The 14,041-nt window shown below is 48.1% G+C and carries 17 protein-coding genes; 6 read left to right on the forward strand and 11 right to left on the reverse strand.

What is annotated here, in order from left to right; translation table 11 throughout:
• The first annotated feature begins 57 nt into the window (after positions 1 to 57).
• From hslV to GM173_RS07815, 5 genes are all read left to right on the forward strand, one after another.
• Entirely contained in the window at positions 58 to 603 is a 546-nt protein-coding gene (gene hslV / locus GM173_RS07795; RefSeq protein WP_203570793.1) for an ATP-dependent protease subunit HslV, read from the forward strand.
• Between the two features lie 269 nt (positions 604 to 872).
• The gene (locus GM173_RS07800) at positions 873 to 1,844 is read left to right on the forward strand and encodes a biotin--[acetyl-CoA-carboxylase] ligase (RefSeq protein WP_203570794.1); all 972 of its coding nucleotides are present in this window, start codon (positions 873 to 875) and stop codon (positions 1,842 to 1,844) included.
• Positions 1,841 to 2,575 (forward strand): type III pantothenate kinase, encoded by a 735-nt coding sequence (locus tag GM173_RS07805; protein ID WP_203570795.1) that lies wholly within the window; start codon positions 1,841 to 1,843, stop codon positions 2,573 to 2,575. The genes GM173_RS07800 and GM173_RS07805 overlap by 4 nt, the downstream gene beginning before the upstream one ends.
• Positions 2,575 to 3,309, forward strand: a complete 735-nt coding sequence (locus GM173_RS07810; RefSeq protein ID WP_203570796.1) for an SPOR domain-containing protein — start codon at positions 2,575 to 2,577, stop codon at positions 3,307 to 3,309. The genes GM173_RS07805 and GM173_RS07810 overlap by 1 nt, the downstream gene beginning before the upstream one ends.
• A 468-nt stretch (positions 3,310 to 3,777) precedes the next feature.
• On the forward strand, positions 3,778 to 4,278 hold the full coding sequence (locus GM173_RS07815; protein ID WP_203570797.1) for an FxDxF family PEP-CTERM protein: 501 nt from the start codon (positions 3,778 to 3,780) through the stop codon (positions 4,276 to 4,278).
• An 86-nt stretch (positions 4,279 to 4,364) separates the two neighbouring features.
• Here the strand turns inward: GM173_RS07815 and GM173_RS07820 are convergent, their stop codons facing one another.
• The 8 genes from GM173_RS07820 to thiS all read right to left on the reverse strand — a co-directional run bounded on the left by GM173_RS07820 (position 4,365) and on the right by thiS (position 10,296).
• Entirely contained in the window at positions 4,365 to 5,108 is a 744-nt protein-coding gene (locus GM173_RS07820) for a hypothetical protein (protein ID WP_203570798.1), read from the reverse strand.
• 1 nt (position 5,109) lies between these two features.
• A complete protein-coding gene (locus tag GM173_RS07825; protein ID WP_203570799.1) occupies positions 5,110 to 6,372 on the reverse strand; it encodes a flagellar assembly protein T N-terminal domain-containing protein in 1,263 nt (420 codons plus the stop codon).
• Entirely contained in the window at positions 6,369 to 6,935 is a 567-nt protein-coding gene (locus GM173_RS07830; RefSeq protein ID WP_203570800.1) for an LPP20 family lipoprotein, read from the reverse strand. The genes GM173_RS07825 and GM173_RS07830 overlap by 4 nt, the downstream gene beginning before the upstream one ends.
• A gap of 237 nt (positions 6,936 to 7,172) precedes the next feature.
• Positions 7,173 to 7,898 carry a tRNA (guanosine(46)-N7)-methyltransferase TrmB gene (trmB, locus tag GM173_RS07835; protein WP_203570801.1) on the reverse strand — a complete coding sequence of 242 codons (726 nt, stop codon included), beginning with the start codon at positions 7,896 to 7,898 and terminating at the stop codon, positions 7,173 to 7,175.
• A gap of 147 nt (positions 7,899 to 8,045) precedes the next feature.
• Entirely contained in the window at positions 8,046 to 8,630 is a 585-nt protein-coding gene (gene gmhA, locus GM173_RS07840; protein WP_203570802.1) for a D-sedoheptulose 7-phosphate isomerase, read from the reverse strand.
• A gap of 37 nt (positions 8,631 to 8,667) precedes the next feature.
• Positions 8,668 to 9,117 carry a GNAT family N-acetyltransferase gene (locus GM173_RS07845; protein ID WP_203570803.1) on the reverse strand — a complete coding sequence of 150 codons (450 nt, stop codon included), beginning with the start codon at positions 9,115 to 9,117 and terminating at the stop codon, positions 8,668 to 8,670.
• Positions 9,118 to 9,226: 109 nt separating this feature from the next.
• Positions 9,227 to 10,015, reverse strand: coding sequence for a thiazole synthase (locus GM173_RS07850; protein ID WP_203570804.1), 789 nt, complete (start codon positions 10,013 to 10,015; stop codon positions 9,227 to 9,229).
• A 77-nt stretch (positions 10,016 to 10,092) separates the two neighbouring features.
• Positions 10,093 to 10,296, reverse strand: coding sequence for a sulfur carrier protein ThiS (thiS, locus tag GM173_RS07855; RefSeq protein WP_239078423.1), 204 nt, complete (start codon positions 10,294 to 10,296; stop codon positions 10,093 to 10,095).
• 210 nt (positions 10,297 to 10,506) lie between these two features.
• Between thiS and GM173_RS07860 the strand changes: the two genes are divergently transcribed.
• Positions 10,507 to 10,851 (forward strand): DUF4870 domain-containing protein, encoded by a 345-nt coding sequence (locus GM173_RS07860; protein WP_203570805.1) that lies wholly within the window; start codon positions 10,507 to 10,509, stop codon positions 10,849 to 10,851.
• A 63-nt stretch (positions 10,852 to 10,914) separates the two neighbouring features.
• Here GM173_RS07860 and GM173_RS07865 read toward each other — a convergent pair whose 3' ends face one another.
• The 3 genes from GM173_RS07865 to gmk all read right to left on the reverse strand — a co-directional run bounded on the left by GM173_RS07865 (position 10,915) and on the right by gmk (position 14,016).
• On the reverse strand, positions 10,915 to 13,098 hold the full coding sequence (locus GM173_RS07865; RefSeq protein WP_203570806.1) for a RelA/SpoT family protein: 2,184 nt from the start codon (positions 13,096 to 13,098) through the stop codon (positions 10,915 to 10,917).
• Positions 13,099 to 13,110: 12 nt separating this feature from the next.
• On the reverse strand, positions 13,111 to 13,320 hold the full coding sequence (gene rpoZ / locus GM173_RS07870) for a DNA-directed RNA polymerase subunit omega (protein WP_203570807.1): 210 nt from the start codon (positions 13,318 to 13,320) through the stop codon (positions 13,111 to 13,113).
• 81 nt (positions 13,321 to 13,401) lie between these two features.
• On the reverse strand, positions 13,402 to 14,016 hold the full coding sequence (gene gmk / locus GM173_RS07875; RefSeq protein ID WP_203570808.1) for a guanylate kinase: 615 nt from the start codon (positions 14,014 to 14,016) through the stop codon (positions 13,402 to 13,404).
• Positions 14,017 to 14,041: the final 25 nt, after the last annotated feature.

The raw sequence follows: 14,041 nt of genomic DNA on the forward strand, positions 1-14,041 counted from the left end.
TTGCTTTTCCGTCAATTGCCTTCATCTAAACAGCACATTTATTTGAAGGAGTTCAGCATGGAGCAGTTTGACGGAACAACAATCGTCTCGGTACGCCGTGGCAATCATGTAGCGGTCGGAGGTGACGGCCAAGTGACTTTAGGTAATGTCGTCATCAAAGGCACTGCGCGCAAAGTACGCAAGCTCTACCACGACAAAGTCATTGTTGGTTTTGCCGGCGGCACCGCCGATGCATTTACATTGTTTGAGCGCTTTGAAGCCAAGCTCGAAAAACACCAAGGTCACCTGACCCGCGCAGCCGTCGAGCTCGCCAAAGACTGGCGTACCGATCGCATGTTGCGCCGCCTCGAAGCGATGCTAATCGTCGCCGACCCCAGCGCAACCTTGGTCATCACCGGCAACGGCGACGTATTAGAGCCCGAAGAAGGTATCGCGGCGATTGGTTCAGGTGGTGCATTCGCGCAAGCCGCAGCCACTGCGCTACTACAAAACACCGATTTAGCACCCGAAGTCGTCGTCAAAAAGGCGCTCGAAATTGCGGGTAGTATTTGTATCTACACCAATCAAAACCATACGATCGAAAGCATGGGCGCTGAGATCTAAACAATATGCTTGGGTATATACGCCAAAACTCTATTTAATAAAGATCAACGCAATATACCCTTGATAGAAATCATATTCTGTGATGCACTGACTGTGACGACCAACTAGAAAAAATGGCTTGTTCCAGCGAAAATAAAACCATTCAATTAATTTAAATAATTGAGAATTGATTGAGTCGACCCAATCACTTCTAGAGCAATCCCATTCAAATCGATCAGCGAATCGCACCCAGCCCACTTCACTACTGCGTTTTCCCGTAAAATACCGCAATGCACGATACCCTTAGCTTACTGCGTGAACTGAACGCGCAAGAATTCACCTCCGGTGCACAAATCGCACACAACCTTGGCATTTCCCGCGCTAGCGTGTCATTGGGATTGGCCAAGGCCGAAGACTATGGGATCCATGTGGAACGTCGCCATGGCGTTGGTTATCGCCTCAGTCGCCCCATCGAGTGGTTGTCGTCGACATTAATTCAAGGGTATTTACCTGTAGACAGCATTAGCAATATAACAATAAGTAATACCCTTGCATCAACCAACCGACAACTATTACTCAACCCGCAGCACGGCCAGCTCTTAGCCGCTGAATGGCAAGATAACGGTCGCGGTCGCTTAGGGCGCACGTGGTTTGGTGCAGTGGGGGGCAGCCTGTTGTTTTCTTATGCTTGGCGTTTTGAAAATGGCTCAGCTCAATTGGCAGGCCTGCCGTTAGCCGTCGGCGTCGCCATTGCAACGGCCTTGCAAGCGGCTGGAGTAGCCAAAATCGCGCTCAAATGGCCTAACGATTTATTATTACCTGATACGGCGGGCGCATGGGGCAAGGTAGGCGGCATTTTGATAGAAATGCAAGGCGACGCCTTAGGGCCATCGCATGTCGTGATTGGCATTGGCCTGAATCTTGACCAGCCCACTGCCTGGCAAGGTGAACTGAATCAAACTACCGCCAGCCTTAACCACGGCGGACTGACCTGCGGTCGCAATCAATTATTAGCCCACATTGTGATGCAACTGGAAATGACGCTGACGCAGTTTGCCGTCACTGGATTTGCGCCATTGCGCGAACAATGGGAAGCACTTCACGCGTGGTCTAACGACACACTGAACGTGATTGCAGCCAGTGGCCATATACAAACAGGCCAATTCGCGGGGTTGGCTGCCGATGGCTCATTGAAACTCGCCACGGCAGCAGGTGAAGTTTTGGTGCACTCTGGTGATGTTAGCCTAAGGCGGGTAGCATGAGTTCAGTACCACTCCTGCTTGACTTAGGAAACAGCCGAATCAAATGGCGGCAAGCTGAACAATCAGGTGTTGCTCATAGTGTTGCCGAACTCTGGCAACAATGTGCGCAGCTAGTGCGAACAACAAAAATCATCGGCTGTGCCGTTGCCAATCCTGCACTACAAACACAAATCGAGCAGTTATTTGCTCAGCACTGGCAAGCACACACTCAGTGGCTCAAAGTAAGTCGCAAAGCGTTGGACGTACGAAATCATTACCAGAATATAGCTGAGCAAGGCCCTGATCGTTGGGCTGCCGTATTGGGCGCGCGCCAACGCTTTGCAAAGCAAAATGTGCTGGTTATCTCTGCTGGCACGGCATTGGTTATCGATAGCCTCAGTGCGGAAGGCGATTTTTTAGGCGGCACGATAGCCCCCGGACTTGGCTTAATGAAAACCGTGTTGCATCAAGCAACCGCACGACTTCCGTTAGCACAAGGGCAAGCCCTTGCTTTTCCGCAATCAACAATCGATGCAATTGAAACTGGTTGCCTGCGCGCCATGCTCGGGGCGATTCAAATCGCCGAAACAGCACTACAGCAGCAACACCAAGCCGCAACGCAAATCGTCTTGTTTGGTGGCGATGCCGCAATCTTAGCGACATTACTTAACGGCAAAGCAATTGCAGTGGATAATCTGGTTCTGGATGGTCTAGCTGCTTTGCTGGCCGCAGGCGATGGAGAATTTTGCTAATGAAGTGGTTGTTTGTATTTCTCGTATTGATCAACCTTGGCTTATATGGATTTTCCAAGCTTGATACACCGCCTGCCAATATTAATATTACCCAACGCGAAATCAACGCTAGCCAAGTTCGCGTGGTAACTGGGCAATTAGGCAAAACATCAGAGCCAAGCAGCAATCCAGACAGCCCCCCAGCGGCGCTAGCAACTGAAGCTCCTAGCCCAACACCTAGCCCTAAACCCATAGCGACCGCATTACCAACGCCGCAAGCGACGGTGCAGGCCAGCGCGGGCACTTGCTGGCGCTGGGCCGGTGTCACCGGCGAGCAAATTGAAAACGCCCGTAACAAGATCAAAAGCTTAGGACTTACAGCAAGCGAAACCTCGAGTGGTGAATCGACCAAAGTTTGGGTGTATATGCCACCGCTAGACAGCTTAGAGATTGCCAAGCAAAAGGCACAACAACTCGCCGAGATGGGAGTTACTGATTACTTTGTCGTCAACAACGGCGGCCGTTGGCAAAATGCAATTTCACTCGGCATTTTTAGTACCCGAGAAGCAGGTGAACGGCATCTAGCAGAACTCAAAGCACTGGGTGTTAAATCAGCCGTCGTACGCGATCGCGATGACACACTAAAACAAGCCAGTTTTAATTTTAAAAATATCAGTGATGCCCAAGCAGAAAAAATCAGTAAGCTACCAGCGACATTTACAGGCTCAGTCGTTCGCGAACTGAAATGTAAATAATCCAGCCAAGCAATTACCCCTCACCAAAGTAAGTAAATCGCACAGAGCGACCTTAGCAAAAATTTGCTTTGCTGTGGTCGCTCTATCCGCATTCGCCCTAAATCCAAACACCAGTAGTACAGCGACCTTAATACCACCTTGAAAAGAAGTAGACATCAAATGCGCAACCCTACTTTATGCTCAGTAAACCCAACAAACTGCACAACAAAATCATTTGAGCATATTTGAATATCACAAACTACTAATCTGCAACACTATTTTACAAAGTAACAAAATAGAAACCTTGTAAGAAAAAAGTTCAAACTTTACCGACAAACGGTAGGGTATATCAGAAAAGCCTGTTTGTGATTAATACCACTACTCAATAGAATGCGAACTGTAAACCGAATGCTCACAGCATAAGTAAGGGAGTACTCGGGTAAAAATCTTAATACAATATTTTTTAAATTTTCTTAAGAGAGATATAAAATGAACATGATCAAATCACTTTTTGCTTCTGCTCTTCTTGCGGTTAGTTTTTCTGCTTCAGCTGCCGTGTACGATTTCGGTAGCCACGATTCAATTGAATCTAAAACAGTATCTGTAAATGGTTCATTTACAGATTACTTTACTTTTAATATTGCTAAACCAGTTAATGTAACGAGTATTTCAACTCAACTATCAATTCCTTTAGCATTCAACATTGACTCATCGGCTAGAGTTTCTTTGTTTAGCGGCACATGGAATGGTGCAAATACACTAATTGGTAATGCATTTAGCTTTGACCAAGCAGCTGCGTTTACTTCACTTTCTGCTGGTTCATACTTCTACAAGGTAACTGGCAACACAACGGGCGCATTTGGAGGCATCTATGCGTTATCTTCTGCAGCTAACGTAGCTCCAGTTCCAGAACCAGAAACTTATGCTTTGATGGGCATGGGCTTGGTTGGCTTGTTGGCTGCACGTCGTCGCAAAGCAAAACAAGCTTAATTGTTATTGCTGGCCACAAAAAACCCACTGCATGCAGTGGGTTTTTTACTGAATACTGCTTTACCATCCAAGCAAAACTCGAGATGCTATGGATAGCTATAATACTGCCACCGCGTTTCAGGATTAGTCTCTGAATAATATTTCGGCGAAGCAATCTTTCGCCCCGCCACCGGAGTTACCACCGCATCAACCGAGGGTTGAGCCACATCGAGTCCTTTTTGTACCTCTAATTCACCAGCCCCCCAAACAACATTCGATTTTGGATTAGGCACAACGGCTTTCTCCCGTGTAGCCTCAGTCCACTTCATTTGCTTAGACGGCGGTAGTATCGCGCTACTTGGTATTTGCGCAGCGGGCAAAACTCGAACAATACCTGGTTTCATCGCATAAGAAGCCGTTGCAGCTGAAGTGTGTGACTTATTGCTGGCTTTGGGCGCCTTTGACTGGACAACGGGGCGATGCGTGGCGGCTTTTGCCGCTGAAAATTGAGGCGAGACATAACGGGTCATCGCTTGGCCAGTTGGCTTGAGCACTTCGGGTGTCGAATGCGCTTCTGCGGCAGGCTCAGGCGCTGCTGATGGCTTGAGCAACTTAATCGGTTCAGTCATTTGCTGCGGCGCGGCATGCTTAGACGCAGTTTTCGCGGTTGGGACTGGTGCGGCATGGCCATCAACGGGCTTTGCCCCATGTGAATCGGTCGGCTTTGCCGCTTTTGTATCTGGCGCAGCATGGGAATCTGCCGCCTTAATCGGCTGCGCTTTTGGCGGCGGCAATTCATTGGCCCAAGCTGCCAGCGGCAGCAATAACATCAATGCAGCATGCTTTTTCATTTTATCGCTCCTGCCCAACATATCGCACATAATCACCAGGCTCAACCCGTACCCCACTCACTGTGCCAAGGGAAAACAAAGGCTGCACTTGGGTCACCGTATAAGTTCCTAGCATTTCTTCTGGCATTCCCAAGCGTTTACTAGGGAAAAAACTGGCCGAATCAATCGGCATTGCTAATGCCGACACTTTAAAAACTTTAAAGGTATCGCCCGGACGTACATTAGACGTATAGCCTGCATCGATATACACTGAATTTTTCTCGACACGCGTAATTGTAGCGGTGAATGGAATGCAATTGAGATCTTGACTCACCACTTGGGTAGCTTCCTGTAGCTTCTCATTCACCAAACGACCATAGTCGGTTTCAGAAAATCCCAAAGTCCCCAACCCAGCACTTAAAGATTGAACGACATCACCACGCGCTTTACCAGCAATCCGGTGACGATTCACTAATGCACCAGAAACACCATCAAAAACAAATAAATCCATATCAAAACGACGCTCGGCAGGCACTGCTTTGACGCCAACTTGCATAAAATTCAAAATCGGCAAATTAGCTACTGCCTTGCGCTCGCCATTGCGAATTTCGTTACCATTGACCACTGTGTAACGTTCTCCGCTAAATGAGGTATCACGTACAATCCCAGCAACAATAAATTGCGTTGAGTACAAACGCGCCATTTCGCGTACGCGCTCGGGCTGCAGCAGCGGGTCAAACATCTGCGGCTGTAAATCGAATACCGCCACCCCGGGTGAACGCTGCGGCAAAAATTGCTCGCTATCATGCAAACGCCGCACCATTTCAATCTGAATTCCATCTGGAAAACGATCCAAATCCTGAGTCTGAGCGGGATGTTCAATCCAAAAGTGTGAAATCAACACTTTCCTACGATAGGCTCCACGATCACAAGCTGCTGTCACTTTTGCTAAGCCCGCCGACTGCGGATTCTCGACTTTGGGAGTCGGTGCCGCAACATCCACCACCACGTGCAAAAATCCATTGCTTTGCCATTCGCGCAATAATTGATAGTCACCCTGTGCAGTGCCAGTGATTTGCGTGGTTTCCCCCCATTGCGTACCTTTTTTGATGGCTTGTGACTGCACTTTGGCACCATTAAACAATGCCGCATTTTCTAAAGCGTCCTGAATTGCTAAAGAACGAGCGGCAGCAAGGCCATCTAAACCTAGAGGCGCAACCCCTTCAAATTCGGCAGCAAATACCGTGGTTTGCCACAACAAGCACAGCGCAATAATTTTTTTCACAGTGATAAATAAAAGTTTTGAGTTGCATCCATTTTAGCGGCAACTGGTTGCGGTACAACATTGATTGGCGCAGGTGCTTTTTGCGGTGTCGTCGCAACAGGCATTTCGCTACTCACCGCCGCAGGCGTAGGTACTGCACGGTAAAAATCACCACCCAGAGTTAGCTCGAGAATCGTTTCAAACGCCCCATCCGGCAAAGGGGTAATACTCACCACCCGAGCTCCGCGCATATACGCTTCGATATAAGCTTTATAGCTATCGCTAGTCAACGCCATCGCAGAAACGGTGCTGGTTCCCGTAATTTTAATACCGGCCACCGTTTCTGCCAGCGCCCGATACGCGTCCAACTTGGAGGCGCGCATAGCCAACAAATGTCGCTGCGCTGGCGCTAATCCCTCACCCACCGGCATAGCCCCAAAGCCCACTGCCGTCACTTTGGTCGGTAAAACCACAGGAGGCATGTCGTGTGCAGAGTGATTAGAAGGTTTCGTATTCGCGCAGCCAGACAGCACAAAAAGGCTACTCAGTAATAGAGAGATGAATAAATATGAAGTTTTTTGCATCGTACACTCCTAGCCCTTCCGATTATTTTTCACTCTAGCAAGCCTTGCGACAGACGCTAGCATTTTTATATCGGCGGTAATTGCGTTTTCTGCAGTGCAAGTATCAGCAATTATGCAAATTCAATCGACAAGTGAGCAATCATTTCCTGCAACACTAGCCTTGACGCTTGAGGCACGGAGGTCAAGCATAAAAAAACCGCCCTCATACAAGTCAGGCGGTTTTCTTATTACTATTTTTTACTTTTTCTGAAATACCAAATCCCAAACGCCGTGACCTAATTTAATGCCACGATTTTCGAACTTAGTCAGCGGGCGATAATCAGGGCGCTCAGCATACCCTTCAGAACCCGTTACCGTATTAACCAAACTTGGCTCCGCGCTCAGCACGGTCAACATTTGTACCGCGTAATCTTCCCAATCGGTGGCCAAATGCAGATAACCGCCAGATTGAATGCGTGTGACCAATTGCTGCACAAATTCCGGCTTAATCAGGCGGCGTTTATTGTGCCGCGACTTATGCCACGGATCGGGAAAGAAAATATGTACGCCGGCCAAAGAATCAGGCTGCAACATGTTTTCTAACACTTCAACGGCATCGTGCTGGACAATGCGTAAATTGGTCAGCGACTGCTCACCGATTAACTTCAACAAGCTGCCCACACCCGGCGTATGCACTTCAACGCCTAAAAAGTCGGTATCTGGCCGTTGCGCCGCAATTTCAGCCGTCGCCGTCCCCATGCCAAAGCCGATTTCCAACACCCGCGGCGCACGACGACCAAAGGCAGCGTCTAAATCAAGCAGATTCGGGCTGTAATCAATGCAAAACTGCGGTCCTAATTCTTCAAGTGCCCGCGCTTGTCCGGTCGATAAATGCCCTTGGCGCAACACAAAGCTGCGGATTTTCCGCTGTTTGAATTCTTCCGTTTCGGCTGTTGTCGCTGCTGGAGCTTGTTCGTGTTCCATCTTGATTCCTTAAAACTGGTACTAGATAAAAAACGCCGCTGCATCTAAGACACAGCGGCATTTTTATTGAATTGGCGTATGTTAAAACGACAAAGCCAATTTACCAAGCTTTGCGCGTTAAAAGGTCGGCTAAACAAGGTAAAACATTTAGTAGTTTTCAGGAAAAAAATGCCGCTCAATGAGTTCAATTAAAATATGTAAAACCTTGATATGCAATTCTTGAACGCGATCAGCAAACTGCCCACCTGGGGTAATAATACAAACATCAGCAAGCGGCTCCAGTCGCGACCCAGTACGTCCCGTAAGAGCAATCACTTTCACGCCCAACTCACGAGCAGTGCTAGCCACTTTAAAAATATTCTCACTGTTACCGCTGGTGCTAATTGCAATCAATACATCACCATTGCGTGCGTGACTTTCTATATAACGAGAAAATACAAAATCATATCCAAAATCATTCGCTACACAACTCATGTGGCTAGCATCTGATATTGCCACCGCAGGCAAACCGCGTCGATCTTTACGATAACGCCCAGTCAACTCCTCAGCAAAATGCATCGCATCGCACATTGAGCCACCATTACCACAGGAAAATAGACGACCACCTTGCTCTAAACTCTCAATCAAAATTTGACCTGCAGCTTCAATCTGAGCCAACGCATCAGCATTGTTCATCAACTGACTTAAAGCCGTATGCGCCTCAAGTAAACTAGCACTAATAAATTGCTTCATTGGACCTCTCGGTTTATCAGTATAAGAAGTGAACGAATTATATCGTTAAGGAATAATAGCGAAACTCACGATCTAATTGGTAACCGAGCGATTCATAAAGCGCTTGCGCTTGTAGATTACTGTGCGCGGTCGATAATTCGAGTCGTACAATGCCGACTTGCTCCGCGTGCTGCGTGGCACGAGCCATTAAACGCCGTGCGACGCCCTGCCCCCGTGCCACCTTGGCAACAAATAGATCATTCAACAATAAAATGCGCTGGCATGTAGAAGAACTAAACAGTGGATAAAGCTGAATAAACCCCACCGCCTCACCTGCCGACTCGGCCAATAAAATCACCGACTCACCCAAGGCCAGACGTTCACGCAAAAATTGCTGCGCCAAATTTAAATCGCTGCACTGTTGGTAAAAAACGCGATAAGCATCAAATAGGGGGGCAAGGCGTTCAACATCATCGAGCGTGGCATAACGGACATGAATCTCTGTCATTTCAATCCAAATAGCAAAGGGTATTGGCAGCTAGAATATAATAAACATTATCTAGCTAACAATACCCTATTCATTGCATTTCAAGAACAGTGTGTTCTTGATGCTGGAATTACTTCGCAGCAATCAAACCCGTAGTTGGGCTAGAAGGATCAGCACTATACAATTTACGTGGCACACGACCAGCAAGGAAAGCATCACGCCCTGCTTGCACCGCCAACTTCATCGCGCGTGCCATCCGTATCGGGTCACGAGCCCCTGCAATCGCGGTGTTCATCAAGATACCGTCACAACCGAGTTCCATCGCAATCGCCGCGTCCGACGCCGTGCCAACGCCAGCATCGATCAACACCGGCACTTTGGCCGAATCAATAATCAAGCGCAAATTCCATGGATTAATAATCCCCATGCCAGAACCAATCAACGAGGCCAGCGGCATAATCGCGCAGCAACCGATTTGTTCTAACTCTTTGGCAATAATCGGATCATCCGACGTATACACCATTACATCAAAGCCATCGGCGACCAAGATTTCCGCGGCTTTCAAGGTTTCACGCACATTCGGGTATAAGGTATTCGGGTCGCCCAAGACTTCGAGTTTCACCAGTTTGTGTCCATCAAGTAATTCACGCGCCAAACGTAAAGTGCGTACCGCATCGTCGCAGGTATAGCAGCCTGCCGTGTTTGGCAAATAGGTGTATTGCGATGGTGGCAAGTATTCGAGCAAGGAAGGCTGCGATGCGTCTTGCCCCAAGTTCACGCGGCGAATCGCCACAGTGACGATTTCAGCGCCCGATTCATCCACCGCAGCACGGGTTTCAGTGAAATCTTTATATTTACCCGTGCCCACAATCAGGCGTGATTGATACGTTTTACCGGCAATTTGAAATTGTTCTGACATTATAAGCCCCTGCTATCAATAAAATTACTAGGTATTACTCTTAAGCCATTGAAAATCAATAACTTCAAAGCAATACATCAACCACCACCAACAGCCACCACCATCTCAAGCACATCGCCCTCTTGCAGCATCGCGTGTGCATATTGGCTTTTCGGAACGATTTCACCATTTTGCTCAATCGCAATCCGTTTGCCAGTTAATGCCAATTGGCCCACCATTTCAGCAATGCTCAACGGTGCGGGAAACTCACGTGGCTCACCATTAATTGAAATTTTGATCATTTGTTTTCCCTTCACATCTCGATATGCCAACAGTTTATCATGCCATCGCTGGCTTTTTTTGACGCGGCGCAGGAGTCCGCTTAGAGAGCCATCATTAAGCTCAATCTATTACGCCAGTTTGACCAAGGGCATCACGAACGGTAAGCTCGAGTCAATCAGCGACGCATACTGAGCGCGCCTCCACCGCCAACCAGTCAAAAGGACAACATCATGAATGAACTCGAAGTACAGAACCGACCCAGCAATGAGACTAATAATATTGTGCTGCTCATTTGGCTGGGTACTTTATTCTTTGGCTTTATTCCATCGCTCATTATTTACTTGGTCAAAAAAGACGATGCATTGGTGACCGATCAAGCCAAAGAGGCCTTAAATTGGTCGATTACAGTCATGCTAGGCTACGCAATTGGCGCAGTACTAACGCTGATCCTGATCGGTGTTTTGGTCATCGGTGCTGTTGGGCTCTGCAATCTGGTGTTTTGTATTTTAGGCGCAGTGAACGCCAGCAAAGGTTTACCGTACCGCCTGCCATTCAATATTCGATTACTCAAGTAAAATTCGGCATAACACAAAAAAGCCTAGCGATTGGCTAGGCTTTTTTGCGTAGGAACGACGTGCTTATGCGCGTACACGGTGTAATCGATAAACGGCGGGGAGCCGGCGCAAGTTTTTCAGCACCTTGGCTAAATGCTGGCGATTATTCACTTGCAGCGTAAATTGTACGCTCAGGTAGCGCTCGTGCGACTCAACGGTATCACCCATCGTCACCGCCGAAATATCGGCCTCCGCTTCAGCAATCGCCGCCGCTAGTGCCGCTAATGTGCCACGCTCGTTTTCTGCCAGCACTTTCACCGGCACATCAAACAAACGCGCAACTTCTGGATCCCAGTCGACATCGATCAGTTTTTCCGCATCAATACGACCTTTGGATACTTGCGGGCAATCATGGGTATGCACCACCAAGCCCTGATCTTTCTTAACGAAACCAAGGATAGGATCCCCAGGTATCGGATTACAGCAGCGCGCAAACTGAATCGCCATGCCTTCTGTGCCACGAATCGACACCGACATCGGTTTTTTACCTTGGCGGCCATCTTCCGACCAGGTTCCAGCGAGCTGCAGTAAGCGCTTGGCAATCACCACGCCCAACTTTTGCCCCAAGCCAATATCAGCCAAGATTGAATCACGGGACTTTTCGCCGCTTTCGCGCAGGAATTTTTCCCAAATATCATCATTCACGTGCAATGGCTGATGCAGCGCCGAGAAAGCCTGACTAAGTAAGCGTTCACCCAAATGCACCGATTCATCAAAGCGCATCGTACGTAAAAAATGCCGAATTTGCGAGCGCGCTTTGCCGGTGGTCACAAAGGCCAGCCAACTTGGATTGGGTCGTGCGTGCGCCGCCATCACGATTTCAATATGATCGCCATTTTTAAGCTTCGTGCGCAATGGAACCAGTTCATGATTTACTTTGGCAGCGATACAGCGATTGCCAATATCGGTATGCACCGCATAAGCGAAGTCCACACAGGTTGCCCCGTTCGGCAGACTCAAAATCGTGCCTTTCGGCGTAAACACATAGACTTGGTCTGGAAATAAATCGACTTTAATGTGCTCTAAAAACTCAACTGCATCGCCCGATTCAGATTGTAATTCCAGCAAAGATTGCAGCCATTGATGCGTTTTTTGCTGCACATCGGAAAAGCCTTCATCGCCACTTTTATACATCCAGTGGCTGGCTACGCCAGCATCGGCGATCCGATGCATTTCACCAGTACGGATTTGCACTTCAATCGGCGTACCGTACGGGCCAAACAAAGTGGTATGCAGGCTTTGGTAGCCGTTGGTTTTGGGAATGGCGATATAGTCTTTGAACTTGCCCGGAATCGGCTTAAATAAGGCGTGCAAAGCGCCTAGCGTTAAATAACAGTGCGAATTGTCTTTGACGATCACGCGAAACGCATAGATATCGAGCACTTCAGAAAAGCTCAAATGCTTTTCCAGCATTTTGCGGTAAATCGAATATAGATTTTTCTCGCGGCCCGTCACTGCCGCATCAATGTTTTGCACCTCAAGCTTGGCTTGAATAGCATCGAGGATTTTTTGTACCACTTCGCGGCGATTGCCGCGCGCGGCCTTGAGGGCCTTGGATAAAACATGATGGCGACGCGGATGAATGTATTTAAATGCCAAATCATCCAGTTCTTGATACACCGCATTCAAACCGATCCGATTAGCAATTGGCGCGTAAATTTCCATCGTTTCACGCGCAATCCGTTTTTGCTTATCCGCCCGCATTGAATCCATCGTGCGCATATTATGCAAACGATCGGCGAGCTTAATCAGCATCACGCGTAAATCACGCGCCATCGCGAGCAACATCTTACGGAAATTTTCCGCCTGCGCCTCTTCTTTACTTTGGAACTCGAGCTTATCGATTTTACTCATCCCATCGACCAATTCGGCGACGGTTTTACCGTATTTCTCGGTGAGTTCAAGCTTGGTGACGCCGCTGTCTTCCATCACATCGTGCATCAGCGCAGCAGCGAGCGCCTGTGCATCAAGCTTCCATTGCGTCAAAATGCCGGCAACTGCCAGTGGATGTGAAATATACGGTTCGCCAGAACGGCGCATCTGACCACGGTGCGCGTTTTCCGCAAACAAAAAAGCCGAGAACAACATCTCTCGGTCTTCACGCTTTAAGTAAGCGGTTTGCTCATTCAGAAATCGATTTGCCTCCTCAATGACCTCGGGTGCATCAGTCAGCGCCGGCACATCGTTCGAAGTCACTGAGATCGGCATAATTTCTCTATATTAAGAACGGTTACGAGTTAGCACTTCAATGCCGACCAAACCAGCAGACATTTCACGCAATGCCAATACAGTTGGTTTTTCACGGCCATTATTATCGACTTGCGGCGTTGAACCATTTTCGATTTGGCGCGCACGATAAGCGGCAGCCAAAGTGAGGTCAAAACGATTAGGAATACGATCGAGGCAATCTTCAATAGTTACACGTGCCATGGGGTTTATCTCCGAGTGCGGCTAGCCCAGCAAGGGGCGAAACCATCTATTATACCACTTGATACTAGTTGAAGAAGGAAATTAGCCTTTTAAGCTTGAAATCAACGCAGTATGGCGATTTGATTGGCGTACCAAGGTCAAACGCTGTGCCCGCACCACCGCAACAATGTCGCGCACTGCATCATCAATGTGCTCATTAACAATCACGTAATCAAATTCATCCACGTGATTGACTTCTTCCTTGGCCACAGCCATGCGGCGAGCAATCACCTCTTCACTGTCTTTACCACGGCCGCGTAAACGATTTTCTAGCGTATCGATACAAGGGGGTAAAATAAAAATACCAATTGCGTTCGGGAAAATCCGTCGTACTTGCTGCGCTCCTTGCCAATCAATTTCTAGCAGAATATCACGGCCATTTTCCATCACTTGATTAATCCAAACTTGGGATGTGCCGTAATAATTGCCATACACCTCAGCAAACTCGAGTAATTCACCCGCAGCAATCATGCGCTCAAACTCAACACGATCAACAAAATGATAGTCTTTACCATCCACTTCACCCGCACGCGGCGGGCGTGTCGTAAATGAAATTGATAGCTGAACCTGCGAATCAGCAGCAAGTAATGCTGCTACCAACGTGGTTTTTCCTGCGCCCGATGGCGCAGTCACCACAAACAAATTACCTTTGGCCATGACGTATTTTTCCTAAACACTATTT

Source organism: Deefgea chitinilytica (genome assembly GCF_016881405.1).
GTDB lineage: Bacteria > Pseudomonadota > Gammaproteobacteria > Burkholderiales > Chitinibacteraceae > Deefgea > Deefgea chitinilytica.

Bases quoted from the DNA above. Each gene is read 5' to 3' on its own strand.
- GM173_RS07830 (WP_203570800.1), bottom strand. From the start codon at position 6,935: ATGCAAAAAACTTCATATTTATTCATCTCTCTATTACTGAGTAGCCTT.
- GM173_RS07860 (WP_203570805.1), top strand. From the start codon at position 10,507: ATGAATGAACTCGAAGTACAGAACCGACCCAGCAATGAGACTAATAAT.
- thiS (WP_239078423.1), bottom strand. From the start codon at position 10,296: ATGATCAAAATTTCAATTAATGGTGAGCCACGTGAGTTTCCCGCACCG.
- trmB (WP_203570801.1), bottom strand. From the start codon at position 7,898: ATGGAACACGAACAAGCTCCAGCAGCGACAACAGCCGAAACGGAAGAA.
- hslV (WP_203570793.1), top strand. From the start codon at position 58: ATGGAGCAGTTTGACGGAACAACAATCGTCTCGGTACGCCGTGGCAAT.
- GM173_RS07800 (WP_203570794.1), top strand. From the start codon at position 873: ATGCACGATACCCTTAGCTTACTGCGTGAACTGAACGCGCAAGAATTC.
- GM173_RS07805 (WP_203570795.1), top strand. From the start codon at position 1,841: ATGAGTTCAGTACCACTCCTGCTTGACTTAGGAAACAGCCGAATCAAA.
- GM173_RS07815 (WP_203570797.1), top strand. From the start codon at position 3,778: ATGAACATGATCAAATCACTTTTTGCTTCTGCTCTTCTTGCGGTTAGT.
- gmhA (WP_203570802.1), bottom strand. From the start codon at position 8,630: ATGAAGCAATTTATTAGTGCTAGTTTACTTGAGGCGCATACGGCTTTA.
- GM173_RS07820 (WP_203570798.1), bottom strand. From the start codon at position 5,108: ATGAAAAAGCATGCTGCATTGATGTTATTGCTGCCGCTGGCAGCTTGG.
- rpoZ (WP_203570807.1), bottom strand. From the start codon at position 13,320: ATGGCACGTGTAACTATTGAAGATTGCCTCGATCGTATTCCTAATCGT.
- GM173_RS07810 (WP_203570796.1), top strand. From the start codon at position 2,575: ATGAAGTGGTTGTTTGTATTTCTCGTATTGATCAACCTTGGCTTATAT.
- GM173_RS07850 (WP_203570804.1), bottom strand. From the start codon at position 10,015: ATGTCAGAACAATTTCAAATTGCCGGTAAAACGTATCAATCACGCCTG.
- GM173_RS07865 (WP_203570806.1), bottom strand. From the start codon at position 13,098: ATGCCGATCTCAGTGACTTCGAACGATGTGCCGGCGCTGACTGATGCA.
- GM173_RS07845 (WP_203570803.1), bottom strand. From the start codon at position 9,117: ATGACAGAGATTCATGTCCGTTATGCCACGCTCGATGATGTTGAACGC.
- gmk (WP_203570808.1), bottom strand. From the start codon at position 14,016: ATGGCCAAAGGTAATTTGTTTGTGGTGACTGCGCCATCGGGCGCAGGA.